Origin of the sequence: uncultured Roseobacter sp. (genome assembly GCF_947501835.1) — a bacterium.
Lineage (GTDB): Bacteria > Pseudomonadota > Alphaproteobacteria > Rhodobacterales > Rhodobacteraceae > Roseobacter.
This window is the reverse complement of the sequence record NZ_CANMXR010000006.1, coordinates 328,321-353,424: the sequence shown is the minus strand read 5'-3', so window position 1 is coordinate 353,424 and position 25,104 is coordinate 328,321. Positions and strand designations below refer to the sequence as shown.

General features: G+C 58.0%; 27 protein-coding genes. 16 read left to right on the top strand and 11 right to left on the bottom strand.

The genetic code is table 11. From position 1 onward, the window contains the following. Positions 1 to 224 precede the first annotated feature (224 nt). Positions 225 to 1,079 carry a DMT family transporter gene (locus Q1A20_RS14940; RefSeq protein WP_299917360.1) on the top strand — a complete coding sequence of 285 codons (855 nt, stop codon included), beginning with the start codon at positions 225 to 227 and terminating at the stop codon, positions 1,077 to 1,079. 395 nt (positions 1,080 to 1,474) lie between these two features. Here Q1A20_RS14940 and Q1A20_RS14935 read toward each other — a convergent pair whose 3' ends face one another. Further along, positions 1,475 to 1,786, bottom strand: coding sequence for an ETC complex I subunit (locus tag Q1A20_RS14935; protein ID WP_299402239.1), 312 nt, complete (start codon positions 1,784 to 1,786; stop codon positions 1,475 to 1,477). A gap of 198 nt (positions 1,787 to 1,984) precedes the next feature. On the opposite strand from Q1A20_RS14935, the gene radC reads away from it, so the two are divergent. From radC to Q1A20_RS14910, 5 genes are all read left to right on the top strand, one after another. Continuing rightward, positions 1,985 to 2,779, top strand: coding sequence for a DNA repair protein RadC (radC, locus tag Q1A20_RS14930; protein WP_299503337.1), 795 nt, complete (start codon positions 1,985 to 1,987; stop codon positions 2,777 to 2,779). 90 nt (positions 2,780 to 2,869) lie between these two features. After that, positions 2,870 to 3,598 carry a VWA domain-containing protein gene (locus Q1A20_RS14925; RefSeq protein ID WP_299402236.1) on the top strand — a complete coding sequence of 243 codons (729 nt, stop codon included), beginning with the start codon at positions 2,870 to 2,872 and terminating at the stop codon, positions 3,596 to 3,598. Positions 3,599 to 3,679: 81 nt separating this feature from the next. Next, the gene (uvrB, locus tag Q1A20_RS14920) at positions 3,680 to 5,884 is read left to right on the top strand and encodes an excinuclease ABC subunit UvrB (protein ID WP_299917357.1); all 2,205 of its coding nucleotides are present in this window, start codon (positions 3,680 to 3,682) and stop codon (positions 5,882 to 5,884) included. A 2-nt stretch (positions 5,885 to 5,886) separates the two neighbouring features. Continuing rightward, complete coding sequence (locus Q1A20_RS14915) at positions 5,887 to 6,861, top strand: DUF4268 domain-containing protein (RefSeq protein ID WP_299402232.1); 975 nt, start codon at positions 5,887 to 5,889, stop codon at positions 6,859 to 6,861. A 146-nt stretch (positions 6,862 to 7,007) separates the two neighbouring features. Then, on the top strand, positions 7,008 to 7,346 hold the full coding sequence (locus Q1A20_RS14910) for an EamA family transporter (protein ID WP_299402230.1): 339 nt from the start codon (positions 7,008 to 7,010) through the stop codon (positions 7,344 to 7,346). On the opposite strand, the gene Q1A20_RS14905 is transcribed toward Q1A20_RS14910, so the two are convergent. Then, positions 7,343 to 7,576, bottom strand: a complete 234-nt coding sequence (locus Q1A20_RS14905) for a zf-TFIIB domain-containing protein (protein ID WP_299402228.1) — start codon at positions 7,574 to 7,576, stop codon at positions 7,343 to 7,345. The genes Q1A20_RS14910 and Q1A20_RS14905 overlap by 4 nt on opposite strands. 152 nt (positions 7,577 to 7,728) lie before the next feature. On the opposite strand from Q1A20_RS14905, the gene Q1A20_RS14900 reads away from it, so the two are divergent. Continuing rightward, positions 7,729 to 8,139 carry a hypothetical protein gene (locus tag Q1A20_RS14900; protein WP_299917352.1) on the top strand — a complete coding sequence of 137 codons (411 nt, stop codon included), beginning with the start codon at positions 7,729 to 7,731 and terminating at the stop codon, positions 8,137 to 8,139. 197 nt (positions 8,140 to 8,336) lie between these two features. Beyond that, the gene (locus Q1A20_RS14895; RefSeq protein WP_299402224.1) at positions 8,337 to 9,008 is read left to right on the top strand and encodes a hypothetical protein; all 672 of its coding nucleotides are present in this window, start codon (positions 8,337 to 8,339) and stop codon (positions 9,006 to 9,008) included. A 15-nt stretch (positions 9,009 to 9,023) separates the two neighbouring features. Here the strand turns inward: Q1A20_RS14895 and Q1A20_RS14890 are convergent, their stop codons facing one another. The 3 genes from Q1A20_RS14890 to Q1A20_RS14880 form a co-directional block, all read right to left on the bottom strand. After that, the gene (locus Q1A20_RS14890; protein WP_299917349.1) at positions 9,024 to 10,805 is read right to left on the bottom strand and encodes a glycosyl hydrolase family 28-related protein; all 1,782 of its coding nucleotides are present in this window, start codon (positions 10,803 to 10,805) and stop codon (positions 9,024 to 9,026) included. 78 nt (positions 10,806 to 10,883) lie between these two features. Next, on the bottom strand, positions 10,884 to 11,285 hold the full coding sequence (locus Q1A20_RS14885) for a DUF4864 domain-containing protein (RefSeq protein WP_299917346.1): 402 nt from the start codon (positions 11,283 to 11,285) through the stop codon (positions 10,884 to 10,886). A 68-nt stretch (positions 11,286 to 11,353) separates the two neighbouring features. After that, the gene (locus Q1A20_RS14880) at positions 11,354 to 12,928 is read right to left on the bottom strand and encodes a lysine--tRNA ligase (protein ID WP_299917344.1); all 1,575 of its coding nucleotides are present in this window, start codon (positions 12,926 to 12,928) and stop codon (positions 11,354 to 11,356) included. A gap of 172 nt (positions 12,929 to 13,100) precedes the next feature. On the opposite strand from Q1A20_RS14880, the gene Q1A20_RS14875 reads away from it, so the two are divergent. Both Q1A20_RS14875 and Q1A20_RS14870 read left to right on the top strand, forming a co-directional pair. After that, complete coding sequence (locus tag Q1A20_RS14875) at positions 13,101 to 13,469, top strand: tellurite resistance TerB family protein (RefSeq protein WP_298969591.1); 369 nt, start codon at positions 13,101 to 13,103, stop codon at positions 13,467 to 13,469. A gap of 86 nt (positions 13,470 to 13,555) precedes the next feature. Next, a complete protein-coding gene (locus tag Q1A20_RS14870; protein WP_299917342.1) occupies positions 13,556 to 14,623 on the top strand; it encodes a hypothetical protein in 1,068 nt (355 codons plus the stop codon). Between the two features lie 43 nt (positions 14,624 to 14,666). On the opposite strand, the gene dacB is transcribed toward Q1A20_RS14870, so the two are convergent. Together dacB and Q1A20_RS14860 are read right to left on the bottom strand one after the other, a co-directional pair. Next, positions 14,667 to 16,163 carry a D-alanyl-D-alanine carboxypeptidase/D-alanyl-D-alanine-endopeptidase gene (gene dacB / locus Q1A20_RS14865; protein ID WP_299917341.1) on the bottom strand — a complete coding sequence of 499 codons (1,497 nt, stop codon included), beginning with the start codon at positions 16,161 to 16,163 and terminating at the stop codon, positions 14,667 to 14,669. A gap of 82 nt (positions 16,164 to 16,245) precedes the next feature. Beyond that, complete coding sequence (locus Q1A20_RS14860) at positions 16,246 to 16,848, bottom strand: nicotinate-nucleotide adenylyltransferase (RefSeq protein ID WP_298969590.1); 603 nt, start codon at positions 16,846 to 16,848, stop codon at positions 16,246 to 16,248. A 335-nt stretch (positions 16,849 to 17,183) separates the two neighbouring features. Here Q1A20_RS14860 and ettA point away from each other — a divergent pair, with 335 nt between their 5' ends. The 3 genes from ettA to cutA all read left to right on the top strand — a co-directional run bounded on the left by ettA (position 17,184) and on the right by cutA (position 20,267). Then, a complete protein-coding gene (gene ettA / locus Q1A20_RS14855; protein WP_299402214.1) occupies positions 17,184 to 18,839 on the top strand; it encodes an energy-dependent translational throttle protein EttA in 1,656 nt (551 codons plus the stop codon). Between the two features lie 18 nt (positions 18,840 to 18,857). Continuing rightward, entirely contained in the window at positions 18,858 to 19,748 is an 891-nt protein-coding gene (locus Q1A20_RS14850; RefSeq protein WP_299917339.1) for a hypothetical protein, read from the top strand. A gap of 198 nt (positions 19,749 to 19,946) precedes the next feature. Beyond that, entirely contained in the window at positions 19,947 to 20,267 is a 321-nt protein-coding gene (cutA, locus tag Q1A20_RS14845; protein WP_299737851.1) for a divalent-cation tolerance protein CutA, read from the top strand. A 7-nt stretch (positions 20,268 to 20,274) separates the two neighbouring features. On the opposite strand, the gene Q1A20_RS14840 is transcribed toward cutA, so the two are convergent. Both Q1A20_RS14840 and Q1A20_RS14835 read right to left on the bottom strand, forming a co-directional pair. Further along, positions 20,275 to 20,592, bottom strand: coding sequence for a YgjV family protein (locus Q1A20_RS14840; RefSeq protein WP_299917337.1), 318 nt, complete (start codon positions 20,590 to 20,592; stop codon positions 20,275 to 20,277). A 133-nt stretch (positions 20,593 to 20,725) separates the two neighbouring features. Continuing rightward, a complete protein-coding gene (locus Q1A20_RS14835) occupies positions 20,726 to 21,205 on the bottom strand; it encodes a DUF2938 domain-containing protein (RefSeq protein WP_299917335.1) in 480 nt (159 codons plus the stop codon). Between the two features lie 255 nt (positions 21,206 to 21,460). Here Q1A20_RS14835 and Q1A20_RS14830 point away from each other — a divergent pair, with 255 nt between their 5' ends. The 3 genes from Q1A20_RS14830 to Q1A20_RS14820 all read left to right on the top strand — a co-directional run bounded on the left by Q1A20_RS14830 (position 21,461) and on the right by Q1A20_RS14820 (position 23,522). Further along, entirely contained in the window at positions 21,461 to 21,700 is a 240-nt protein-coding gene (locus Q1A20_RS14830) for a DUF465 domain-containing protein (protein WP_299402206.1), read from the top strand. Between the two features lie 499 nt (positions 21,701 to 22,199). Beyond that, positions 22,200 to 22,685 (top strand): histidine phosphatase family protein, encoded by a 486-nt coding sequence (locus tag Q1A20_RS14825; protein WP_299917333.1) that lies wholly within the window; start codon positions 22,200 to 22,202, stop codon positions 22,683 to 22,685. Positions 22,686 to 23,315: 630 nt separating this feature from the next. Next, positions 23,316 to 23,522 carry a cold-shock protein gene (locus tag Q1A20_RS14820; protein ID WP_007117950.1) on the top strand — a complete coding sequence of 69 codons (207 nt, stop codon included), beginning with the start codon at positions 23,316 to 23,318 and terminating at the stop codon, positions 23,520 to 23,522. A gap of 87 nt (positions 23,523 to 23,609) precedes the next feature. Here Q1A20_RS14820 and Q1A20_RS14815 read toward each other — a convergent pair whose 3' ends face one another. Together Q1A20_RS14815 and Q1A20_RS14810 are read right to left on the bottom strand one after the other, a co-directional pair. Further along, positions 23,610 to 23,873 carry a hypothetical protein gene (locus tag Q1A20_RS14815; protein WP_299917330.1) on the bottom strand — a complete coding sequence of 88 codons (264 nt, stop codon included), beginning with the start codon at positions 23,871 to 23,873 and terminating at the stop codon, positions 23,610 to 23,612. 224 nt (positions 23,874 to 24,097) lie between these two features. Beyond that, a complete protein-coding gene (locus Q1A20_RS14810) occupies positions 24,098 to 25,078 on the bottom strand; it encodes an ABC transporter substrate-binding protein (protein WP_299917373.1) in 981 nt (326 codons plus the stop codon). Between the last annotated feature and the right edge of the window lie 26 nt (positions 25,079 to 25,104).

Here is a 25,104-nt window from a genome sequence, read left to right as displayed (position 1 = left end):
AAAATCCTCCCCCAATCTACAATAGCGAGTGAATCAAAGGACTTGCTTCAAAGCAACAAGACTTCTTCAACAAAATAAGCCCAAAGCGTCAAATGCTGCGCGTGCCATGAGAGCCGCTTTTTGGCTGATTCAGACAAAGACTGCTGACAGCGCGTTGGCAACAGTGCCTTGGTATAAGCCAACGCCAGTAATCGAAAGTTGAGAGAGTGCAGCATTCACAGAATATGACGGGGATCACCCTCGTGGCGCTTTCAGCGGTCGTTTTCAGTTTCTCAGGCGTCCTGACAAAGGTGATAGAGGCAGATGGATGGACCATTGCTTGCTGGCGCGGGCTGATCGGAGGATTGGCCGTCATTGCCTATGTCGAGTTCCGTCGAGGGGATACGCCGCGATATCAAGCGTTTCGGTTGGGTCTGCGGGGGTGGACGCTGGCGAGCGTCGGAAGTGTTGCAAGCATCGCGTTTATCTATGCCTTCAAACTGACATACGTGGCAAACGTCGCCGTGATTTACGCCACTGCCCCTTTTTTTGCGGCTGGTTTGGCGTGGCTGGCTATGCGCGAGATCGCTAAGGGCCGCACCTTGGCGGCAGGTGCCCTTTCATTGCTTGGTGTCGCAATCATCGTGTCCGGCGGTCTGGGAACTGGCAAGCTGATGGGCGACCTGCTGGCCATCGCTATGACTTTGGGAAATGCCGCATACATCGTTCTGATACGCAAGTTTGCAGATGTCCCAGTCGTATGGGCAGGTGGAGCATCGGCATTGCAGCTCTTCCTTGTCGGAGCATTGATGGGAACACCTTTGGGTGTCTCCGTGCAAGACGCCGCGCTACTGACCCTTTTCGGGCTGGCCTTTGCCGGTGCAGTGATCCTTTGGACAGAGGGAACGCGACTTATCCCTTCCGCGCAATCGGCTCTTCTGGGAACCGTTGAGATCCCCTGCGCAACTCTCCTTGCCTGGATTGTTTTGAGTGAACTTCCACCTGCGGTGGCGGTCCTTGGAGGGATCGTGATCTTATCGGCGGTCGTGTGGCACGCGATGATGGATTACCGAGAGGATGGGCACGGAGCATTGCTATAGCCGACCTTTGTGCGGTAGCGGCGCAAGACTGTAATTGCCCCGGGTTGCAGTTTTTGTTTCCACCGAAATGCTGCGCGGTGCACGAACATCCTTTTTGGCGGCTCGCTGATCGGCTCGATGCTGAGCTGAGCAGCGCGGACAAACGGTAGCTATGAAAAGACTGCGAAGAGGCTTCCTTAAAGCGAGGCAACTAGTCCGGTATTTTCTCACCAGATCTATTTAAATGCACTCGAGATCATGCGGTCGAGACAAAGTCGCTGAATGCAAAACACGATAAGCCTTCTCAAACCATATGTAGCAGGTGCGGCCAAAAAGCTTCTAGATGCCGGTCCCGACTCGTCTTCGCGGGATCTTTAACCGAATTCCGGTACAACTTTGCGCCGATTTACGAGGCATCAATGCGTCCAGGCGCCGCGCCGTCCTGTCGCGAAATTCTCGCCATAGCCACCGGGGCGGATATTCGGGCGTCGCTTCTTGGGGTCCTGCACCTGCGCATCGATGTGCTTTTCGCGCGCGTATTCGAGGGCAGCTTCCTTGGTCTCGAACCGTAGCCGCACCTGGCTTTGCGTATCGGTGGATGATGTCCACCCCATCAGCGGATCCACCTCACGCGATGACGCCGGCGCGAATTCCAGCACCCATCCATGAGTCTTGGCTGTGCCGGACTGCATCGCGGTCTTGGCAGGCTGATAAATGCGTGCGCGCATAAGGGGTGCTCCTGACTTGGCTTTGGTCATTATATCGGGGAATTATGCTGCTGGAACAAGATACCTTTTGCGAAACGCGCGTCGATTAAGCCGCAATTTAAGAAAATCTTTTCCAAAATTGCTCCAGTTAAGATTTCGCTAACCTTGATTTTCCAACATTCGACTCAGTTGAACGCAATCAGAGTAATGGGTGCCGATATGAAACACGGCTTTTCGGAAGCCGCGCTGCGCGGGTTGGAAGAACTGGAACGTCGTATTCCCAGCGGGGTCGAAACCCGACCGCTGGCTGCTGGGGAATACGCTGGGCATGGGGGTGGTCCGTCGCCTCACTATATCGGCCATCGTCAGCGGTTGCGGACGCGGTTCCTGACCGGTGGCCATGCGCCGATGCCAGAATATGAATTGCTCGAACTCTTGCTCTTCAATGCCATTGAGCGGATCGATGTGAAGCCCCTCGCCAAGAAGCTGCTGGCCACCTTCGGCGATCTCAACGGGGTGATTGCCGCCTCCGAGCATCGGTTGCTTCAGGTGCGCGGCACGACCAAAAAAGTCTACCTGCAACTGAAAATGGTCGAAGCTTTCGCCCACAGGATGGCGCAGGCAAAGGTGCTGGAACGCTGTGCGCTATCCGGCTGGGATGATCTGATTACTTATTGCCGCACGACAATGGCACATCGCGACACGGAGCAATTCCGCATTCTGTTCCTCGACAACAAAAACGTGGTCATCGCCGATGAAGAGCAGGCGCGCGGTACCGTCAATCACGTGCCGGTCTACCCGCGCGAGGTGGTCAAGCGGGCGCTTGAACTCAATGCCTCAGCCCTCATCTTGGTGCACAACCATCCCTCGGGTGACCCTTCCCCCAGCGAAGCCGATGTCACCATGACCGATAGTATTGTCATCGCCTGCCAGGCCATTGATGTGCGGGTGCACGACCATGTGATCATCGGCAAGAAGGAAGAAACCTCGTTTCGGACGCTCGGATTACTATGATCGTCTGACCCAGCCGTGTTTGCGGAAAGATTGACAGGGCAGCCTCTACCCTGTGAGGGTGGCGCATCTGTTAAAGGAAAGGCACCGCCCATGCGCTTGCCCCTGCGCGCCCTCTCGACACTTGCCGCTGCGTTGATGCCGGCGGTGCTGCCCGCCTCCCAGAGCTGCACCGAGGATGCGATGATCGTGTTTGATGGCTCTGGCTCCATGTCGGAAATGGGATTCAATCTGCTGGATGAGCCGCGCATCTTTGAAGCGCGGCGCGCGATACACGACAGTATTCCACAGGTCGCCTCCGTGCGCCGTTTGGGTTTGGTGATCTACGGGCCCGGTCAGACCGCATCCTGTGGCAATATCGACCTGCGGTTTGGCCCGCGCACGCAAGCCGCCGGACCGATCATCGACGCAGTGGACCGCTTGCAGCCAGCCGGAGAGACACCGCTCACCGATGCCGTGGCGCGGGCCGCGGATGTGCTTGAGTACAGATCGCGCCCCGGTGTGATCGTGCTGCTGACCGATGGCAAGGAGACCTGCGATGGCCAGCCTTGCGCGCTGGCAGCCACGCTCGCCGCAGATGCGCATGACCTGACGGTACATGTGATCGGGTTCAAGGTGCGGGACGATCATTTCGGCTGGGACAATCCGCAAGACGAAGGGTACGAGCGACGCGTCACAGTTGCCCGTTGCCTTGCCGACCGGACAGGCGGCACCTATGCCTCTGCCGAGACATTGGACGAACTGACCGATGCGCTCACCCGTACGCTGGGGTGCCAGTTGATTGGTCACCGGATGATCCCCACCGGCCGCCTGCCCAGCTGACAGTTTCTGTCATGAGGGGGAGTGGCCCCCTTGAACCCCGCGCGTTTCGTGACACTTTGGAGATAACTCCAAGGAGCGCATATGCCCTACGCCCAAACCGATTCTTCCGAAGCCCCCGCGATCATGGCCAATCCCGCGCCGGATGTACGCAGCCGTCCCAAGCTTGAAGGCGGCAAGCAGTTCACGCTGGCCACCGAGTTCGAGCCCGCAGGCGACCAACCCACAGCGATCAAGGAGCTCTCCGAGGGCGTGGTGTCCGGCGAGCGCGATCAGGTGCTTTTGGGCGCCACCGGCACCGGCAAGACCTTCACCATGGCCAAGGTCATCGAAGAAACCCAGCGCCCCGCGATCATCCTGGCCCCCAACAAGACGCTGGCAGCACAGCTTTACGGCGAGTTCAAAGGGTTCTTTCCGGACAACGCGGTCGAATACTTTGTCAGCTACTACGACTACTATCAGCCCGAAGCCTATGTGGCGCGATCGGACACCTACATCGAGAAGGAAAGCCAGATCAACGAACAGATCGACAGGATGCGCCACTCCGCCACCCGCGCGCTGCTGGAACGCGACGATGTGATCATCGTGGCCTCGGTCTCCTGCATCTACGGCATCGGCTCGGTGGAAACCTATGGCGCGATGACGCAGGACCTCAAAACCGGCTCCATGTACGATCAGCGGCAGGTGATGGCGGACCTTGTGGCCCAGCAATATCGCCGCAACGATCAGGCGTTTCAGCGCGGGTCGTTCCGCGTGCGCGGCGATAGTCTGGAAATCTTCCCCGCCCACCTCGAAGACCGCGCCTGGAAGTTGTCTTTTTTCGGCGAAGAATTGGAATCTATCACCGAGTTTGACCCTCTGAACGGTGAAAAAACCGACACCTTCGACCAAATCCGCCTTTATGCCAACAGCCACTATGTGACGCCGAAACCCACGATGCAGCAGGCGATCATCGGCATCAAGAAAGAGCTGAAAATCAGGCTCGACCAGTTGGTGAACGACGGCAAATTGCTCGAAGCGCAGCGGCTGGAACAGCGTACCAACTTCGATCTGGAGATGTTGGAGGCCACAGGCGTCTGCAACGGGATCGAGAACTATTCACGCTACCTCACGGGCCGCGCGCCGGGCGAGCCGCCCCCCACGCTGTTCGAGTTCATTCCCGATCACGCGATTGTCTTCGCCGACGAATCCCACGTCTCCGTCCCGCAGATCGGCGGCATGTACAAGGGCGACTACCGGCGCAAGTTCACCCTTGCCGAGCACGGCTTCCGCCTGCCCTCATGCATGGACAACAGACCGCTTAAGTTTGAAGAATGGGACGCGATGCGCCCGCAGTCCGTCTTTGTTTCCGCCACGCCCGCGAGTTGGGAGATCGAACAGACCGGTGGCGTCTTCACCGAACAGGTGATCCGCCCCACCGGCCTCTTGGACCCGGAGGTGGAAATCCGCCCCGTTGAGATGCAGGTGGACGACCTGCTCGACGAGGTGCGCAAGGTCGCTGCCGAAGGCTACCGCACGCTCTGCACCACGCTGACCAAGCGCATGGCAGAGGATCTGACCGAATACATGCACGAACAGGGCATTCGCGTGCGCTACATGCACTCCGACATCGACACCATCGAACGCATCGAGATCCTGCGCGATCTGCGTCTCGGCGCCTTCGACGTGCTCATCGGGATCAACCTGCTGCGCGAAGGTCTCGATATCCCCGAATGCGGGCTGGTGGCGATCCTGGACGCAGACAAGGAGGGTTTCCTGCGCTCCGAAACCTCGCTGATCCAGACCATCGGCCGCGCCGCGCGGAACGCCGAGGGCCGGGTGATCATGTACGCCGACCGCATTACGGGTTCGATGGAACGCGCGCTGGCCGAGACCGACCGCCGCCGCGCCAAACAGATAGCCTATAACGAGCAACACGGGATCACGCCTGCCACGGTCAAAAAGAACGTCGAGGACATCCTCGCCGGGCTCTACAAGGGCGACACGGATCAGTCCCGCGTCACGGCCAAGGTCGACAATCCGCTGGCGGGCGGCAATCTGCAAGCGGTGCTGGACGGACTGCGTAGCGACATGCGCAAGGCCGCCGAGAACCTCGAATTCGAAGAAGCCGCGCGCCTGCGCGACGAGGTCAAACGGCTTGAGGCGGTCGATCTGGCCATCGCGGACGATCCCATGGCGCGGCAATACGCGGTCGAGAAAGCCGTCGACGACGCCCAGAAAGCCTCAGGCCGCAGTACGATGGGCCGCGGAGGCATGCGCGGTGGAGTGAAGCGGAAGCGGGGACGATAATTTTGCAATTGAATCATCTGAAGCGTCTCAATCCAAGAACTGCTTGGCAAAACGAGGCCACGGACTTCACACCTTGGCTTGCACGTGAAGAAAACTTTTCTGCGCTGGCCGACGCGCTCCATCTGTTTGAAGCCGAAGTGGAGACCACTGAGCACTCCATCGGATCATTCTCCGCCGATATTCTCGCTCGAGATCGCGATGGACGCGTCCTCGTTGAAAATCAGCTGGAGCAAACCGACCACACTCACCTTGGGCAAATCATAACCTATGTGGCGGGCCTAGAAGAACCAACAAAAGTGGTTTGGATATCGACAAGAATCCGGGAAGAGCATCGCGCAGCAATCGACTGGCTCAACGAACAAACCGGCGAGGACTATTCGTTCTTTGCAGTTGAACTCGAACTGGTTCAAATTGAGAAGTCGCCAGCGGCCCCCCTTTTTCACGTGGTCGCGAAGCCAAACCACTGGTCGCGGCACGTGGCAAGAAAATCAAAAAACATCAACAATGCTGCGCTAAGTGAACGGCAGGGAAAGTATTTGGAGTATTGGACCGCTTTCGCAGCAGCACTTGACGAGAAGCTACCAGGATTGCGCGGCAGTAATCCTCCAAGCAACCATTGGTGGCCCTTTCCAATCGGACGCTCAGGCTTCCATATCACTTTGACCGCAGGCGGCAGGGACCGCTGGGTAGGCGCAGAGGTCTACATCCAGAACGACCCGGAGCAAAAAGTTATCGACGCGTTGATGCAGAACAAAAGCGCTATTGAGACAGACTACAGAGCCGATCTCAGATGGGAACGGCTAGAAGAACGAAAGGGCTCGCGGGTAGCTGTCAGATGGGAAAACATCGATCCATTTGACCGAAACCAGTGGCCAGAAATATTCGACTGGTACATTGACTCAATGGAAAGCTTTAGAAGGGCATTCGCAGAACGCATTCGAAAACTCGATTTGGAAGCACTGTCAGGGTCAGACTAGTACCGAAATCAGGCGCTACCGTGTAAAGCAAGGCTGGTCGCAACCGCCTGCGCCTCTACCAAATTTCAGCCAAAGATGCGTCGAAAAGGATTTTGTGTTAACCTCTCAGCATTTCAAACCAAACCCTTTTCAAACCGCGAGTTTTTATGACCCAATTTGCCTTCGGCTATGCCTTTGCTCTCTTCACCGCGCTCATCGTCATCATCGGCGATTTCGCCATCAAGACCGCCGCCGATGCGGGCCACACGATCACCTCGACATACGTCTTCCTCGGCGTGGCCCTCTATGGCGTCTCGGCACTCTTCTGGTTTTACGCCATGCAGCACGTCACGCTGGCACAGGCAGGCGTGGCCTATTCGATGCTGACGCTCATCGCGCTTGCAATCATCGGCTCGGTCTGGTTCGGCGAGGCGCTGCACACGCGGGAATACGCAGGTCTTGCCTGCGCATTGCTATCGATGGTGTTGATGAGCCGGATCGCCTAGAAGTCAAAGATATCCTCAAGGAACCCACCGCGCTTTTTCTTGCGGTATCCGCCCCGGTCCTCATACCCGCGCTGTTGCGGCGGGGGCGGTGGTGCGGAGGCGCTGCGGTCAATGATCTTGTCCAACTCTCCCCGGTCAAGCCAAACGCCCCGGCAGTCTGGGCAATAGTCGATCTCGACCCCGCTGCGATCGGTGATCACCAGCGTTGTTCCGTCTACGGGGCATTTCATGCGTGTCTCTCCTGCAAGGTTAAACGTTCCCTTTGATGTAGGATCGCGCAACTCAGTTTTCATCCCTCAGATGATGCGAAACAGCCCGGACGGCGGAGGCTGGCCAAAGCCTGGTTTTGATCTAACTCTGCCCCATGCATCGTTTCTTGTTCATGGCCCTCTGTTTCGCAAATGCCGCCGAAGCTTGGGAATTCACCCCCGGACTGCCCTGCCGACTGACGCATGAAACCGAAGACGTTGCGGTGGAACTCACCTATGACCCGACGCAACCGCTTTATACCATCGCCCTGACGCGACGCGACGGCTGGATGAACGCGCCGCTATTTGCGATGCAGTTCGAAGGGGGGAACGCACTGGCCATCTCGACCGACAGGCACGTGTTGGACGAGAGAGGCACACGTCTCACCGTGACAGACCGTGGCTTTGGCAACGTGCTCAACGGGTTGCAATTCAATCAACGGGCGCGCGTGGTCCTGGGGAATACCTCAATCGACATTCCGCTTGCCGGGGCCGCAGAACCGGTTGACCGCTTTCGTCGGTGCGAGGTCTCTGCGGGCGCTTGAATGGCAGAAGATCAGGCGCATTAACCAATTTAGAGCACGTGCCACCTGTAAAGCTTCCTGCCGGGACACGCACCGTAAAACACTGATAAATAACAGATTTTAAGGCAGGTGGCGCAAAAGACACATGCGTCACACCCGGCACAACACGTAACCAATTGTTAACTTTCATTAACCATGATGCCGGTCGGGAGATTGGTATGATGCGTCCTGTAGCGCTTGCCATTTTAGTATTGTTGGCGGGCGTGCAGATGGCACAGGCCGGGCCATGGCTGCGCGAGCAGGGCAAGGGGTTTCTTGCAGGATCCGGGAACGTGACCCAAGCCAAGGACACCTCGGGCAGCATTTATCTGGAATATGGGCTGCGCGACAATATCACCATTGGCGCCGATCTTTTTTACGGCATCGACCGTACGCTGCAACAATCCGGCTCTGGCATCCTCTTTGCGCGATTTCCGCTGAGCGCGCCGGATGCCACCCATAAATGGGCGTGGCATCTGGGGATCGGTGCGCGGTCACAAAACACGGTCATCGCCCCCGCCGTGGAGGCCGGACTGTCATGGGGGCGCGGGATCAAAGTGGGCGAACGCTATGGCTGGGCAGTCGTTGACAGCAGCATCAACGTACCTGGCTCCACGCTCGAGACCCGTATCAAACTCGACGGCACCATCGGGTTGGGGTTCAACGATCACCTGAAAGGCATGATGCAGGTCTTTTTGACCCATCAGGAGGGCGCGCTCTTTAGCAAAGTGGCCCCCTCCCTGCTGATCCAGCCCGGCAAAGGGAAATACACCATCCAGATCGGCGCAGAAATCCCAACAAATGGCGATGGCGATACCGAGCTCAAAATCGGTCTCTGGCGCGATTTTTAATCACGCGTATCTGTCCTATGATGATGTCCAATCGTCGTTTCCGCGCGCGCTCACCGTATTGCCGGACACTGCCAGCGCCGATGCGTAATGAACCGCATCGCCCGGTATTTGTCTGACATGGCAATTCTCAAAATGGTTCCCCTGCACCACACCCGATACATCGGGCCGGGTCAGAAGCAGTCCCGTGCCGCTCTTTGCGATGCCCGCAGGCTGGGCAATACGGTTGCCGGTTACGATCACCTTTGATCCATGAAACACGCCCCAGGGCTGCGCACCATATCCCGTGCAATTCTGCACGCGCGCGCCATCTGCGTTCACATTGAAACCAGTAATTTTACGCCCCCTGCCCCTGCGGGTCACGATGTCCGTCCGATCCAGCACCAAATTGCTGCAGCCCTGACCGGGTGATGTGAGGCCACGCTCCCTTGGTTCACCAATTGCACAGTCTTTCATCTGAAAGTTCCTACCCGAAGCCGCCAGGAGGACCCCATTGGCATGGGCCTCGCACTGGAATTCAACATCAGACAATGTCAGATCGTTCAGACGTTCGACTTTACTGAAATCCAATAGGTATTTTGAACGGCGAAACGTGATCATATGCGCGCCACTCTCAAGGGGAAGCCGCCCGCTCAACGTCACCTGCTGTGCTGCAGTGTCGCGTGCGCCGACGAAGATTTCATGATCAGACTCTTCCGTCTCGACCAACGCGCCAATGGAAATCCTGGAAAGGTTTTCGACACCGGTCAACGAGGTAGGTTGATCTTTGTCATATGTAGCGGACGACAGGATCCGCTCATCCTCCCAAGCGGGGCTTGCTTGCGCGACCAAAACACCATTATGCAAAACGCGGCGCGAGGACGCGACCGGCAACTCCGCCACAGTTTTCGGACAAATCGGCGCATATAAAGCCACGCGACGCCCGCAAAGATCGAAAGCGCGGGGTGCATCCGCGGTCATAAGCGCCTGAATTCCCTTGCGCAAACCAAGCTCTGCGTTGCCGAAGGCATCAGCGTAATGCGCAAGGTCGAACCCACGGCATATCAACAGCGCCGCATCGTCCGGCATCGTGACGGTGCCTTCGAAATGAACCGGACCGGGCAGCGTCACATGCCTGGTCAATAGAAACTGTCCGCGAGACACCAGCAACTGACGCCCCTGCGCCGCCGCAATCGCCGTTTCAAAAGCCGCCGTGTCGTCGGTTTCACCATCACCAACAGCGCCATAATCCCGCACGTCGACAACCGACAGGATATCTCGCAGGAAAATGTTGGTCACGTCCTCAATGCGGATGCTCTCGATCCGGAGAACCCCACCATTTGGCCCGGCAAAGTCCAGACCGAAATGTCCGTAAAGCGCCTCTCGGCCCCAAACCATGTCGACCCCAATACGCGCGCCCGCACCAACAATCGCGGAGACCTCGACCACCCCGTCACCCTCGGCGATCGCAGTAGCAGGGCCCGCTATCACGATACCTTTGATCTGCACGCCGCCCTGCCCACCGGCAAATCCTGCGACGCGAACGGTAGGCAATGGACCTTTCACAGCCTTGATCCGGGCCGAGACCCGCAAGTAGCACCCAGGCAAAACAGGTGTTTCCCCCAAATAGCGGAGGGTTTGGATATTCTTGGTCTTGGTCAATTCCAGACAGCTCCCGAAATCGGGATCGTCCGAAATGATCCTGCCACTGGTCTCATACGTCTGCGACCCCGGCGTGCCATCTCCCTGCGAAAAGGCACCAATTGTCTTCGCAAAGGGCGGTGGCATCAACTGCGCGCCATCCGTGATTGCCTTGTTCATAATCTTTCCCTTCACGGCGCTGCGTCAATCGCAGACCTATCTGTGAAGGGTTAAATGCGGCTCACACCACCGTGACGGTCATGCGCTGAAATCGGAACTGTCGAGGATCTGCACACCGTTGATGCGCCATCCCGCATCTGTCTCCAGCATGCGATAATCCAGAATGTGAACGCGACCGGACTGATCGGTGATCATGACCTTTTGCCAATATGTACCGCCCTGCTCGCGGGTCTCCAGATAACGCACTTCGCTCGGTCGCCAGACCATCGGATAGCCTTGGGTCACCATGCGCTGGAAATTTTCGGGCGTCTGGAACAACTGCTGAAGGTTCGGGCTGGCGAACTCGAAGGCCGCCCCGAAATCGTCGATCTGGAACGCCTGAAGCTGGCTATCAATCGTGGCTTGAATATCAGCTTCCTGCGCCTGAAGCGCGTTCCCCATCCCCAGCCAGATCAGCAGTGCAAAAATAACGTTGCGCATCGCGCGCCTCCTCATTGTGTGAACAAAGGGTAAGGCGCGCGCGCATATGGGCAAGTGCTGCGGTTGGCTCAGGCCAAGTCGCCCGCGAGCGCCTGATCGATGAGTGCGACGGTTTCCTGCACGCCGTAGAGCGCGATGAACCCACCAAAACGCGGCCCTTGACTGGCGCCCAGCAGCACTTCGTAGAGCGCCGTGAACCAACCACGCAGGGGGTCGAACCGCTCACGTCCGCACGCGTAAACGATGGACTGCAACGCTTCGTCCTCTACCGGACCCTCATAGGCCTTGAGCTGATCACGCAGATCGATAAGCGCTGCGCGCTCCTGCTCGGAGGCCAGACGATACGTCTTTTTCGGCTTCACGAAATCATTGTAGTACCGCACGGCAAAGCCAGCCGCCGCATCCATGTCAGGATTGTTTTCGGCATTGGTTTCAGGCGCATAGCGTTGAATGAAACCCCAAAGCTGCGATTTATCCTCTGCCGCCGATACACTCGCGAGGTTGAGCAGCATCGAGAACGGCACCAGCATATTCGACTTTGGCACCTCGCCGGAATGGATGTGCCAAACAGGATTGTTCAATCGTTGAACTATATCCTGCGTCTCATAGGCCCGCAGCTGTTGATGGTACTCATCCACCGCTTTGGGAATGACATCAAAGTACATCCGCTTGGCGGTTTTGGGCTTTTGATACATGAAATACGACAGGCTTTCGGTGCTGGCGTAGGACAGCCATTGGTCAATGGAAATCCCATTGCCCGAAGACTTGGAAATTTTCTGCCCGTTCTCATCCAGAAACAGCTCATAACTGAAATGTTCGGGTTTTTTGCCACCCAGAATCTCGCAAATCCGATCATAGATCGCCGTGTTGGTGGCGTGTTCTTTGCCGTACATCTCAAAATCAACGTCGAGTGCCGCCCAACGCGCACCGAAATCGGGCTTCCATTGCAATTTCACGTTGCCACCTGTAACCGGCAGCGTCCACTCACGGCCCGCCTCATCATCGAAGGTGATCGTGTGGTTCGTGGGGTCCACATTCTTCATCGGTACGTAAAGTACCCGCCCGGTTTCCGGGTGGATCGGCAGGAAAATCGAATAAGTTTGCTGGCGCTCTTCGCGCAAGCTCTTCAGCATCACCTTCATCACATCGTCATAGCGTTCGACAGCACGCTTCAGGATTTCGTCAAACTGCCCGGTCTGGTAGAATTCGCGCGCCGAATAGAATTCATAGTCGAACCCGAAGGTGTCCAGGAACCGGCGCAACATGGCGTTGTTATGGTGGCCAAAGCTCTCATGTGTGCCAAAAGGATCCGGCACCGATGTCAGCGGCTTATGCATATGCTCGGCCAGCATTTCCTGCTGCGGCACGTTGCCGGGCACTTTGCGCATCCCGTCCAGATCATCCGAAAAACAGATCAGGCGCGTGGGAATGTCAGATATCTGCTCGAACGCACGACGCACCATTGTGGTGCGCAAAACCTCGCCAAAGGTCCCGATATGCGGCAAGCCAGAGGGGCCATATCCGGTCTCAAATAGCACATGCCCCTTCTCGGGTGGCGCTTTTTCGTACCGTTTGAGGATGCGGCGCGCTTCTTCAAAGGGCCATGCTTTGCTGGTCATTGCGGCGTCGCGTATCTGAGACATGTCTCACCTGAAACTGGGATACCCGCGCCCCATGCGCCGGGTTTCGCCCGTCCCTATTGCGTTGCAGCATTGCCGTCAATAATCTGGCCCGATTGAACATAGCGAAAGAACCAACCCCGTGCCCGATGATCCCGCCCAAGCTTTTTCCGCACAAGACTGCCTTGTGGCCCTGATGATCGCGGTTTCCGCCTCGGACGAGGACATCCGCACGGCCGAACTTGTGAAGATTCAGGCCGCTGTACAGATGTTGCCCATCTTTGGCGGCTATGACGAGGACCGGCTTGGCGTGATCAGCCAGACCGTTTTTGATCTTTTTGAACAGGAAGACGGGCTGGATGCGCTCTTTGGCCTCATCCGCGAAAGCCTGCCCGAGCGGCTGTTCGAAACGGCCTATGCGCTCGCCTGTGACGTTGCTGCCGCGGACGGCACGCTGGATGAAGCGGAACTGCGCCTGCTCGAAGAAATCCGGTATGAGTTGAACCTCGACCGGTTACACGCAGCGGCGATTGAGCGCGGCGCGCGGGCGCGACACCTGACCTGATCGCCAAGCGGCAGGCCGCAGCTTTTCATTGCGCAAAGCATGGCTGGTGTGCACTCTGAAGGGCATCGCCATCAGGAGATGTCTTCGTGCCCCGTGTGCTCAGGCAACAGACGCAACAGCGTCAAACCCGACCCTCCCAAGGAACCCTGAACCGCATCGGGTCTGTCCAGCGGTCGGAAATCGCGACAAACAGCCCTGCGGTTGCACATTTGTGGCATCTGCAACATGCCGCCAATGCGATGGGCAACCCGATCGTTCAGCGGTTTGCCTCAGATCGCCCCGCGCTTGCGGCTTACCTGAAAGAAATCGCGAAAAAACTGAACATGACAGAGGACGAACGCAGCGACATCCTCGATACCGCGCAAGACATTGGCGATCTGGGGGAATGCAAAGCCTGGCTGGACGACTGGGTAAATGCGATGCTGCGCCTGCCCAATGAGATCGAAAAAGCGCTGAGCAACGCGGCGTTCATGAGTCAATTGCGCGACGATCTGCTGAAAAGCGGCATCCGCGAAGAAGCCGTTCTCGATGATGAGATCAAGCGGTTGGTCCAGTTGCTGAAAACCGTCGATCAGGCCGAAAATCAACTCGCCAAACCCGACATCAGCAAAACCCAAAAAGGGGTGCAGACCAAAAACAAAAACACAGCGCTCTCCAGCTATGACCTTGAACTCAAAGCGATCAAATCACGGATCGCTCAGGAGGCAGAGCTGGAAAAACAGCAGCGCGCAGCCCAGCAATTGCAGCAAGCCTTCGATCAGGACAAGCAAATCCTCGAACAATGGGTGGGCAACAATGCCGGCGGCGGCACAGCCGAGGTCCTGCGCGCCGTTTTAGCGGAGCATACCCTCGGCAGCGGCTTTGACGCATCCGTGATCAAGAAATTCGATGCTGCCGATATTGTCCTGGCGCATCGCAAATGGTGGACGATGTACAACGACACCAAAGATCAGACGATCGTCTTTGGCAAATTCGAAAACCCGGGAAATCAGGCCAACGTGATTTACTGGAAAGAGCGCGGCCCGCAATGGGAATGCACACGGAATTTCATCGCCTTCGTGGGCAAACACAAAAGCAACGTGCATGTCACACCAAAGGGCGGCTCGCCGAAGTCAAAAGGCAAACGCCCTACCGAGCCCGACCCCATCGGCTGAGACCTTTTGAACGCGCAACGCGGGTCGGGGCGACATGCTGCCGTCACACCCCGTAGGCGCTTCCCCATCTTGCCAGCAATTGCCGCTGCAGGCGCCGAGCGCGCGTAGCCCAAGGCCGCGCACCCTTGGGCCTTTCGCGATTGGCGCGGGTGATCGTTGCCCGAATGTCCTCGTCCGCACAAAAAATCGCAAAAACCAAATCCCGACCTTCGGGCGTGGTGATGTATCCCGCCAGACCCGACACAAAATTCAGCGTGCCGGTTTTGGCATCCGCCTTTACCGGATGGTCATTGGTCAACCGGCCATCTTTGTCCAGAAGGTGTACCGGTTTCAGCAGCGGGCGCAGCACGGCGTTCCGGTGTACGGCGGACAGGGCGCGCACCATGTCCTGCGCGCTGACCCGGCTGGCCCCACCGAGCCCGGAATGATCCACGAAAGCCGGGTTCGACATGCCCAAAACCTCCATCGCCCAAAGGTTCATCTGCCGCGCGGAGGCTGCCAGCCGCGGCGCACGGGTCGCACGCTGCCGGGTGGCGGCCAGGCCGACCATCTCTGCCGTCAGATTGTTGGAGTATTTCAGCATGCCCCTCAGAATATCCCGCAGCGGCGGACTTTTGACCGAAGCAACCGTGGTGCCATCAGGCATCTCCTCCACAAGCTCCGGCGCTTTCAGCACGATGCCATGCGATCGCACCAGCGTGGCAAAGACATCGCCCGCATAAAGGCCCGGATGACGCACCGGCAGCCAGCGCGACCCCTCTTTGCCCAAGGCCCCCTTGGCCACGGTCCATTTATCCACGGCACCGGTGTCCTCATAAGTATAAACAGGCGTCGATCGTTCAACGATCTGTATGCGCGCCATGGTCACATCGGGCCGGTAGGGGGCAGCGCGCGCATCCATTGTGACCGTGTAATCGCCCGCGCCGCGCTTCCACTCAAAATGCACCCGGTTGTAGTTCAACGCGATGCCAGAAACCGCGGGACTATACCCCAGGTGGTCCGGCTGGTCCGGATCGATGGTCCGCAAAGGTTTCAGCGCATTTTCGAAAACCATGAATTTGCCGTGCACTTCGCGCAGGCCCGCTTCTTTCAGCTGCTTTGCCAGTTCCGCCAGAGCCTTGGTATCGAGGGTCGGATCGCATCCCCCCACCAAAACCAGATCACCGTTCAACACACCATCGGTGATTTCACCGACCGCGACGACGATTGTTGTAAATCGATGCGTTGGGCCAAACGTGTCCAGCGCATAAAGCGCCGTGATCGCCTTGGTCACACTGGCCGGGGCGATGCCCATGGCCTCATTGCGCGCCTCCAGTAGATCGCCGGTCGTGGCATCCGCCACGGCAAATACAATGTCGCCGGTGACGCGGGAGTCGCGCAGCAGCGTATTGACGGCAGTGGGTTGGCCGAGAGTTGCCGCGCGCATTTTCGGGCGCAATGAAACCGCCGGCGCCCCCGCCAGAAGCGGCGTTGCAACGGTTGCCAGCACCCCCCCAAGAAAAGCGCGGCGAGAGGATTTGGAAGAAGAAAAACGCGTCATAACGGAAAGTAAACCTCAGCCCGGAAAACGAAACAACCGAAAGCATAGCGCCGAATTCTGAAAATCTCGTGTAGTGGCAGGCTTACGCCTGCCATCCCCCCGCAGCCCGGATCGCCGAAGACGAATGCGACACCATCGGGACATTGACGAAACACCATGCCGGGGCCTCCGCACGACCCAGCAAGGTGGATGCGCGTCCGGCAATCCGGGAAGACGCAAAGAGTTTCGCCGCCGGGCTCATCCGCGCGGAGATCCGGTCACCCGGACGTGCCAGGACACCGACGGGCACCGATCGCATGATCTGCCGCCAATTCTGCCAATGATGCAGCTGCGCCAGATTGTCCGCGCCCATCAACCAGACAAACCGCACTCCGGGATATAGGGCCTGCAGTGCAGCCAGCGTCTGAGCTGTGTATCGGGTTCCGAGATGCGCCTCGATGTCTGTCACCCGGACGCGTGGGTCCTGCATGATCGCGCGTGCGCGCGCCATGCGTTGTGCGAGAGGCGCAGGCCCGTGTTTCTTGATGGGATTGCCGGGGCTGACCAGCCACCACAACCGCGTGAGCCCAAAGCGTTTCAGCGCTTCGCGAGAGATATGCACATGGCCACCATGCGCCGGATCAAAAGATCCGCCCAAAAGGCCGATGACCTCGCCCGGGCGCGCTATGGGAAAACCGTTGCGCACCATGCGCCCTTTCGTCCTGATGTCACTGGCTGCCCAGAAACGGGCGCACCCGGCCAAATGTCAAGGGCGGAGCGAAGTCACTTCGAACTCATTGCCCGAAAGCGGTGAGCAAGCGGTCTGCCTCGCTCAAGTCCGAAACTGGAAGGCACGGCGAAACTTGCGCGCCCTCGATCTTCGGGCGCGACTCTTTCATATGATCCATCTCTTGCTGCGGTTGCGCAGCACCCTCAAAAGGCCCGTAAGACATTCCGCGCTGCGCATCGCGCATTGCCCCGCCGAACCCGCTTCGCTATCACTCCTCGCAACAACCTGCACAGCAAACTTCGGAGCTCCAAATGGCCGCCTATCAATACGTCTACCACATGTCCGGTGTTTCCAAGACCTACCCCGGCGGTAAGAAGTGCTTCGAAAACATCCACCTGAACTTCTTGCCGGGCGTGAAGATCGGCGTTGTGGGGGTGAACGGCGCGGGTAAATCCACGCTGATGAAAATCATGGCCGGGCTCGACACGGAATTTCAGGGCGAGGCCTGGCATGCCGAAGGCGCGACCGTCGGCTATCTGCCGCAGGAGCCCAAGCTCGACGAAAACCTGACCGTGCGCGAAAACGTGATGCTCGCCGTGGCGGATAAAAAGGCCATTCTGGATCGCTACAACGAGCTGGCGATGAACTATTCCGACGAGACCGCGGATGAGATGGCCAAGCTGCAGGATGAGATCGACGCGGACAACCTCTGGGATCTCGACAGCCAGATCGACGTCTCTATGGAGGCGCTGCGCTGCCCGCCCGACGACGCCGACATCAAGACCCTCTCCGGTGGGGAGGCCCGCCGCGTTGCCTTGTGCAAACTGCTGCTCGAAGCGCCCGATATGTTGCTGCTCGACGAGCCGACCAACCACCTTGACGCGGAAACCATCGCCTGGCTGCAACAGCACCTCATTGACTACAAGGGCACGATCCTGATCGTCACCCACGACCGTTATTTCCTCGATGACATCACCGGCTGGATCCTTGAATTGGACCGCGGCAAGGGCATCCCCTACGAAGGCAATTATTCCAGCTGGCTGGAACAGAAAGCCAAACGGCTGGAGCAGGAAGCCCGCGAGGACAAGTCCCGCCAGAAGACCCTTGAAAGGGAGTTGGAATGGATGCGGCAGGGTGCCAAGGCCCGCCAGGCCAAATCCAAGGCCCGGATCAACGCCTACAACGAGATGGCGGAGACCTCCGAGCGTGAAAAACTCTCCCGCGCCCAGATCGTCATCCCCAACGGCCCGCGTCTGGGCTCCAAGGTCATCGAGGTCACGGGGCTCGCCAAACACATGGGCGACAAGCAACTGGTCGAAGGGCTGGACTTCTCCCTGCCCCCCGGCGGCATCGTCGGCGTGATCGGCCCCAACGGGGCGGGTAAATCGACGCTCTTCAAAATGCTCACCGGCCAGCTGGACCCCGATGCAGGCACCATCGAATACGGCGACACGGTGGATCTGTCTTATGTGGACCAGTCGCGCGATGATCTGAACGCAGACGATAATGTCTGGGAGGCGATCACCGGCGGAGCCGAACTGATCCAATTGGGCGACGCGGAGGTCAATTCCCGCGCCTATTGTTCGTCCTTCAACTTCAAGGGCGGCGACCAGCAGAAGAAGGTAGGCCTGCTCTCAGGCGGCGAACGCAACCGCGTACACATGGCGCGCCTGCTGAAATCGGGCGGCAACGTGCTGCTCCTTGACGAGCCCACCAACGACCTGGACGTCGAAACCCTCCGCGCGCTGGAAGACGCGTTGGTCGATTTCGCCGGCTGCGCCGTGGTCATTTCGCACGACCGGTTTTTCCTCGATAGGATCTGCACGCACATCCTCGCGTTTGAGGGCGAGGCCCATGTGGAATGGTTCGAAGGCAATTTCGAGGATTACGAAGAGGATAAAAAGCGGCGGTTGGGCGCGGACGCACTGGAGCCGAAGCGGCTGAAGCACAAAAAATTTGTTCGTTAGCCAACTGTGCGAATGAACATGCCCCAACCGATAATGGAGCAACTTCCAAAAAACTGTAAATCGGTTTTGGTTGAGCGGTACACCACTACGGTTTTTGAGGAGCCTGTGAATGTCATTCACTGGGTTCTGCGACACATACAACCAACTCCCATTTTTACATTGGAAATTGTGGAAGACGCTACACCTGTATCTGAGTTCGATTGCAGGATTGTCAGTGTGAAGAAGGAAAGGAGGCTACACTCTTTTGATACCCAGGCACCAATGAAGGGGCACTACTTGGCTTTAGCTTGCCCAATCGATGTCGATTTTGATGAGCAGAGGGCAAGCGAAACTATCATGTTCAGCGTAAATATGCTCCGATTGTTTTTTGGCGAGTCCTTTTGCGAACAGCGCCACAATAAGTCGCTTTATACCCTAGAAAAAGGTAGCTGGGCTATTACGCAGACGAGCCCTGTCTACGGCTCTTTTCCCGAAACGAGCGTTTTCCAGTTTTCAAAGCTATCTGGTGACACTTTTGCCCACTCAGGATTGGCCGTTACAACAACTGCAATTCGCTTGTTTGACTTGGCTGTCGCAGAGAACCAACAAATTGATTTGCGTTTCATATTGTTATGGACCGCGTTTGAAGCTCAACTAGGCTCTTTTCCTGGTAAAAGTAGCGGAGATCGACGAAAGGCTTTCGCCACCAAGCTTGCCTCCCCTCAAATAAATGATGAATTGTTTTATCTCTTCAAAGAAAAGAGAAACGTGTATCTAAAAGAGCCAGAGCATGCACAAATTACGTTCAGGGATTACCACTCACTACGCCAAGCATTCATGATTTCAGCGATCGCAGGTTCAAGCGATCAAAAAGAAGCAGCACAAGAATACATCGACTGGCTAACTGAAAATCCTTCAGACGGAGATTAAAATGAACCGGCCGCGGGTCGGAGGCCGTCTTGCAAACTGTCCAGTGGACAGTTTGAGGCCGGAGAGGGCGGCAGCCCCGGGGGAGACGCAGTCGCCCCCGCCCAGGGGGGCGGTCGGGGGCGGCGAAAACGCGGGGCGTTTCCGCAGGATGACCGAAACGCCGTTGAAGACATATGGTGCTGCTGCTTAACGTAAGCCATGCAAATCATAGACATCCTCGTGAACTGCCCCGATATCGCAACCGCCGACACCATCAGCGCCGCACTGATCGAGCAGCGCCTCGTCGCCTGCTCCAACCGCTATGCCCCCGTGCAGAGCAGCTACACCTGGCAGGGCAAACTGGAACACGAAGAAGAACACCCACTCCTGCTGAAAACCCGCGCCGCGCTGGCCCAACAGGTCGAAGACGCCATCCGCGCGCTGCATCCCTATGACGTGCCGCCGATCCTCCGCGTGAACATCGACGGGGCCAACGCCGACTACATCGCCTGGGTCTACGAGGTCACGCGCGACGCCTGAGGCCGCGTTAGAACTCGATCCCGGCGGAGCTGTACCGGGACACGGCCTGAATATCGCGCACGCGGTCCTGCACGTCATGGTCCATTTGCCACGTCGCGCGGGTCGGGGCACGACCGACGCGCATCCCTCTCAGGCGCACCAGGTTGATCCCGGCTAAAAGACCGCCGAGGATCAGCAACGGCACGGACCCCAGCAGCGCCGCGTACCCTAGAAACAGCCCGCTGGAGAGCAACGCCATAAGGCGCAGTCGTCTCTGTGACTGGCAATAAAACGCGGCGATCAAAACCAGCGCGGCCAATACGCCGAGGCCGTCCTGCAAACTCATCTCTGCACCTTTTGGTCGGGCGCCGTTTGCCTGCGACGCCTGTTTGGCTGACCTTTCCAGCCTAGCATTTTCCCAAAGCTTAATACAGGGAAGCACGCATCGCGACGCAAAGCCCCCTGCGCGTGCCGGGCAACTAATAAATGAATGCGCCCGCCCAGAGGCCGATCCCAAAGACGGAATGCGCGATCAGGCTCAGCGCCCGCGCTTTCCAAGGGTTCGGTGTTTTCGATGCCGCCCAGCCCAGACCCAGCCCCGGGTGCAGCACGAACCAGCCGAACCCCACGGTCAGCACCGCGAAAATCCAAGCTGGCAGAAACGTAGGCGCCGCAAGCCAGCCCGCACCCATGATCACCGCCAGCGCCACGCCGTAAACCAGCCCAACGGCGTAGTGAAAGACCCAGCCGAGGGCCAATTCGCCCGCCACAGGGGGTGCCGCTGCGATATCGTTATGGGCAAAGTGGCCGTTCCGCATATGCGCCACCCAGCGCCCAACCATGCTCCAATTGGGCGTCGGCTGCCCTGCGAGATGCTTCAACACAAGCGCCCACAGGTCCATCGCCACCGTTGCAATCAGCCCCATCACCACCCCGGTCATCACGACACTCTCTGCCACATGTCACTCCTTCGCCTGACCACCGCAGTCCTGACACCTCCGCGCAGTCGACGCCAGAGCGGTTATGCATGGACCGATGCGTTTTCTTGCAACATCCCGCGCCGTGGTGCGGACTGGATCGTCGAAGGTGCGCCTACCGGAACGTGCCCGGAAAACTGGTGAAATTATCAATCCGATTGCCCGTTTTGACCCACATCAATGCCGCTGCAAAGGGGCCATGCCACCGTCTGTTCGACATCACGTAAGGAGCCTGAAATGTCCCACACCCCCCATGAGCTCAGCGCAGATTTTCCGGAGCATGCTGATCGCATCCACGCCCTGCGCGAGAGCGATGCGCACTTCCGAAAGCTGGCAGACGCCTATCACGAGGCCAACCGCGCCGTGCATCGCGCGGAGACCAATCTGGAACCGACAGATTCCCTGAATGAGGCTGAGCTGCGCAAGCAACGGATGCGGATCAAGGATGAAATCGCATCGATTCTGAATAGCGCTTGACCTCAGGCAGGCTGCCAGCCCCCACAGCTGTCTGCACCAGCATGCCGAAAAAAAACGGGCCGGTACTAGACCGGCCCGAAGAGGGAAGAGGCAACGCGGGGGGAGAAAACCGCGTTGCCGGAGCTAAAGGGCAGCCCAGTCGGTGAAACGCCACTTGGAGGGACATTTCGGGCCTGGACGACGGCTGACTGGGCTGCGCCCGATTGCGCGCCAGGAAGAGGTGCGCGGAACCGGGGAGATTTCCGGGGCAATATCCCGGCGGTCTTCATAAAAATCTGTTACATAAGTCATAATCGTTACTCCACTTCCGAGGAGGTAAAATCACCCCGGCTCACAACCTCATTCAACACCAATAGCGGGGTCCGGTATGTGAAGCGGTTCACACTTGTTTAACTTTTTCGCGTTTTTTGCTGTTTTTTGATCTTCCCCGATGAGAGCAAACGCTTCGACAAGCATGGATTTGCTTGATTTTAAACGTCGGCAGCGAGACAAAGATGTTATGTTCACCCGTCGCGCCATCTTGCCGCTGTTGATCGCCGCGCCGCTTGCCGGTTGCGTTGCCAGGGGAATCGCCCCTTCCGCGCAGACAACCGTGATCATGCTGCGCCACGCGGACCGCATTGGGGATGCGCTCAATGATCGGGGGCGCGCACGGGCGCAAAACCTGCCCGCCGCCCTTGCAGACTATCAGATCGATGCGATCTACAGCCCTGACATTGCGCGCAATCTTGAAACTGCGGAGCCACTTTCCACAGCCACAGGTCTGCCTGTCAACATCATTCCCAAGGAATACGCTGGCAGCAGGATGACCCGGGACCACCCGAACGGCACCGTGGTATGGGTAGGCAACAAGGGCAATCTGCGCACCATCTGGGCGGAGTTAACGGCACCCGGGGAGGCGCCGCAGGAATATGGCGAGATTGGTGTGATCAAGCTGAACGGCCCGGACCCGCGGACGGTTATCCGCCTCACGGTGACCCCCTGATCTCACCAACCGACCGCTTGTTGGCGCTCAATATATCGCTGCTACCCCTGCGCTTTGGCCGCCCTGCCACCTGCGTTTGAACACACATAATGACCCCGCAGCCGCCATAATTCTACCTTCCGTTCGAACGGTACTGGAAACACGTTCCAATGGGGCTGAGGAGGAAAGTGAAATGGCTATCGTTTCGACCTTGTTCGGCGGAATTTGCGGATTTGTTGCGTTTATTTGCGCGACAATTGTCTTTGATGTCGGCATTCTCACCGCGTTAAATCTCTACGCGCTGACCGGCATTAGCATATCCGCCTGCATCATCGCATCGGCTGCAATCTGGCGCCAGATATCACACCCGGCGCAGCAGTATTCCCGGACGCATTGCGCATAGACCCGAGGCCGTCCGAGACATGTCCGGCCGCATGGAAGCACCGGAACCCACAGCGAAATCTGCGGAAAACCGCTCGTTCCGGTTGAAGCTTTTCCTTGTCAGAAGGGCGGTCATCTGTCATATGCCGCTTCGCATACGTTTTTCTTTTTCGACCTGCTGTCTCTTACGGACGGTCAGTCTTCGATCCAGACCGACCACGCCAGGCTATCGCAACGACGCGGATAGCATCTATATAGGAGACCACGGATATGGCCACAGGCACCGTGAAATGGTTCAACACCACAAAAGGCTTCGGCTTCATCGCACCAGACGGCGGCAGCAAGGACGTTTTCGTTCACATTTCCGCTGTTGAGCGCGCAGGCCTGACAGGTCTGGCCGACAACCAGAAAGTGACCTTCGACATCGAAGCAGGCCGCGACGGCCGTGAAAGTGCGACCAACATCGCCCTCGCATAAGCGACTTTCAAAAATACATAGAAAAACCGGCTCCAAGTGGGCCGGTTTTTTTCTGCGCCACGCGCTCGTGAAACGTGGTTGTTCCGGTCAGAGCAGAACGTGCCAGACCAGCAGACTTGGGACCAGCATGGCAAAGAGGATGCAGAACAGCTTAGCCGCGTGGCTCAACTTGCCAAAACGGCCGTCGCCCAACGCACCCTCGCCATAGCCGAGCGCCGCCGCCATCACGGCATAGCCACCCGCTTCGCGTTTGGTGTTCTCCGCTTCTATCGATGACAGCGCCTGAGCGTTCACGCGCGCCTGACGCTCTTTTTCTGTCAACTGGCTTTCCAGACTTTCCATATTGCTCATCGTTCCAACTACTCCCTAGGCTACGGTCAAGACATGGGGCCGATGCGTGGAAAGTCCAGAGACACGCGCTGAAAAAGGCCGATGCAACCACCGGCCTTTAGCAACAATTGGCTGACAGCCCGCCTATCGCGTTTCGGGAGATACACGGATCACCTGTGCCTCCCCTTTCGCTTTCTTCTCAAGCGCGAAAATAGGAGTGGTGTCTCAGGGTTTCCCGAAACGCTTTAGTTCAAAGCTTTGTCGGTAACCGCATGTGTCCATGCCCCTTCCGGTGCCTTTGTGATCACCGGATCCGACCCGCCCGACAGCAGCGATGCGACGGTGCGTTCATAGTCCGCCGGATCCAGAGCGCCATTGCTGCCCGCCGTCAATTTGGCGATCTCGCCCATCATACGCTTTTGATGCTCTTCGGTTTGTGCGCCGCTGGCATCGTTTTCCAGCACGATCTCCGCCGCCTCATCCGGGTTTTCCTCAGCATATTTCCAGCCTTTCATCGAGGCCCGCACGAAACGCACCATCTTGTCCTCAAACCCCGGATCCGCCAGGTTTTCTTCCAGCGCATAGAGCCCGTCTTCCAGCGTCGCCACACCCTGCTCTTCATATTTGAAGACAGTCAGGTCATCCGGGCTCAGGCCCGCATCAATCACCTGCCAGTATTCGTTGTAGGTCATGGTCGACACACAGGCCGCCTGCCCCTGCAACAGCGGATCCACATTGAACCCCTGTTTCAGAACGGTCACGCCACTGTCGGACCCATCGGTGGGGATGTCCAGCTTGCTCATCCAGCTGAGGAACGGGAACTCATTGCCAAAGAACCACACGCCCAGCGTTTTGCCGGCGAAATCATCCGTGCTGGTCACGCCTGCATCCTTGCGGCAGGTCAGCATCATGCCCGAGGACTTGAACGGCTGCGCGATATTGACCATGCCCAGCCCCTTCTCGCGCGCGGCCAGCGCCGCGGGCATCCACTCCACGGTCACATCGGCACCGCCCCCGGCAAGCACCTGTGTCGGCGCGATGTCCGGCCCGCCGGGTTTGATGGTGACGTCCAGGTCTTCTTCCTCGTAAAACCCTTTGTCCAAGGCGACATAGTAGCCCGCAAACTGCGCCTGCGTGACCCATTTGAGCTGCAACGTCACCTCATCTGCCGCTTGCGCAGCCATCCCCCACATCCCAACGGCGACACCGGCCGCCAGTGTTTTCATCGTTTCCATGATACTCTCCTTGTTTG

Excerpts from the sequence above, each read along its gene's own strand:
- Q1A20_RS14940 (WP_299917360.1), top strand. The coding sequence starts at position 225 with ATGACGGGGATCACCCTCGTGGCGCTTTCAGCGGTCGTTTTCAGTTTC.
- Q1A20_RS14935 (WP_299402239.1), bottom strand. The coding sequence starts at position 1,786 with ATGCGCGCACGCATTTATCAGCCTGCCAAGACCGCGATGCAGTCCGGC.
- radC (WP_299503337.1), top strand. The coding sequence starts at position 1,985 with ATGAAACACGGCTTTTCGGAAGCCGCGCTGCGCGGGTTGGAAGAACTG.
- Q1A20_RS14925 (WP_299402236.1), top strand. The coding sequence starts at position 2,870 with ATGCGCTTGCCCCTGCGCGCCCTCTCGACACTTGCCGCTGCGTTGATG.
- uvrB (WP_299917357.1), top strand. The coding sequence starts at position 3,680 with ATGCCCTACGCCCAAACCGATTCTTCCGAAGCCCCCGCGATCATGGCC.
- Q1A20_RS14910 (WP_299402230.1), top strand. The coding sequence starts at position 7,008 with ATGACCCAATTTGCCTTCGGCTATGCCTTTGCTCTCTTCACCGCGCTC.
- Q1A20_RS14905 (WP_299402228.1), bottom strand. The coding sequence starts at position 7,576 with ATGAAATGCCCCGTAGACGGAACAACGCTGGTGATCACCGATCGCAGC.
- Q1A20_RS14900 (WP_299917352.1), top strand. The coding sequence starts at position 7,729 with ATGGCCCTCTGTTTCGCAAATGCCGCCGAAGCTTGGGAATTCACCCCC.
- Q1A20_RS14895 (WP_299402224.1), top strand. The coding sequence starts at position 8,337 with ATGATGCGTCCTGTAGCGCTTGCCATTTTAGTATTGTTGGCGGGCGTG.
- Q1A20_RS14890 (WP_299917349.1), bottom strand. The coding sequence starts at position 10,805 with ATGAACAAGGCAATCACGGATGGCGCGCAGTTGATGCCACCGCCCTTT.
- Q1A20_RS14885 (WP_299917346.1), bottom strand. The coding sequence starts at position 11,285 with ATGCGCAACGTTATTTTTGCACTGCTGATCTGGCTGGGGATGGGGAAC.
- Q1A20_RS14880 (WP_299917344.1), bottom strand. The coding sequence starts at position 12,928 with ATGTCTCAGATACGCGACGCCGCAATGACCAGCAAAGCATGGCCCTTT.
- Q1A20_RS14875 (WP_298969591.1), top strand. The coding sequence starts at position 13,101 with ATGATCGCGGTTTCCGCCTCGGACGAGGACATCCGCACGGCCGAACTT.
- dacB (WP_299917341.1), bottom strand. The coding sequence starts at position 16,163 with ATGACGCGTTTTTCTTCTTCCAAATCCTCTCGCCGCGCTTTTCTTGGG.
- ettA (WP_299402214.1), top strand. The coding sequence starts at position 17,184 with ATGGCCGCCTATCAATACGTCTACCACATGTCCGGTGTTTCCAAGACC.
- Q1A20_RS14850 (WP_299917339.1), top strand. The coding sequence starts at position 18,858 with ATGCCCCAACCGATAATGGAGCAACTTCCAAAAAACTGTAAATCGGTT.
- cutA (WP_299737851.1), top strand. The coding sequence starts at position 19,947 with ATGCAAATCATAGACATCCTCGTGAACTGCCCCGATATCGCAACCGCC.
- Q1A20_RS14840 (WP_299917337.1), bottom strand. The coding sequence starts at position 20,592 with ATGAGTTTGCAGGACGGCCTCGGCGTATTGGCCGCGCTGGTTTTGATC.
- Q1A20_RS14830 (WP_299402206.1), top strand. The coding sequence starts at position 21,461 with ATGTCCCACACCCCCCATGAGCTCAGCGCAGATTTTCCGGAGCATGCT.
- Q1A20_RS14825 (WP_299917333.1), top strand. The coding sequence starts at position 22,200 with ATGTTCACCCGTCGCGCCATCTTGCCGCTGTTGATCGCCGCGCCGCTT.
- Q1A20_RS14820 (WP_007117950.1), top strand. The coding sequence starts at position 23,316 with ATGGCCACAGGCACCGTGAAATGGTTCAACACCACAAAAGGCTTCGGC.
- Q1A20_RS14815 (WP_299917330.1), bottom strand. The coding sequence starts at position 23,873 with ATGAGCAATATGGAAAGTCTGGAAAGCCAGTTGACAGAAAAAGAGCGT.
- Q1A20_RS14810 (WP_299917373.1), bottom strand. The coding sequence starts at position 25,078 with ATGAAAACACTGGCGGCCGGTGTCGCCGTTGGGATGTGGGGGATGGCT.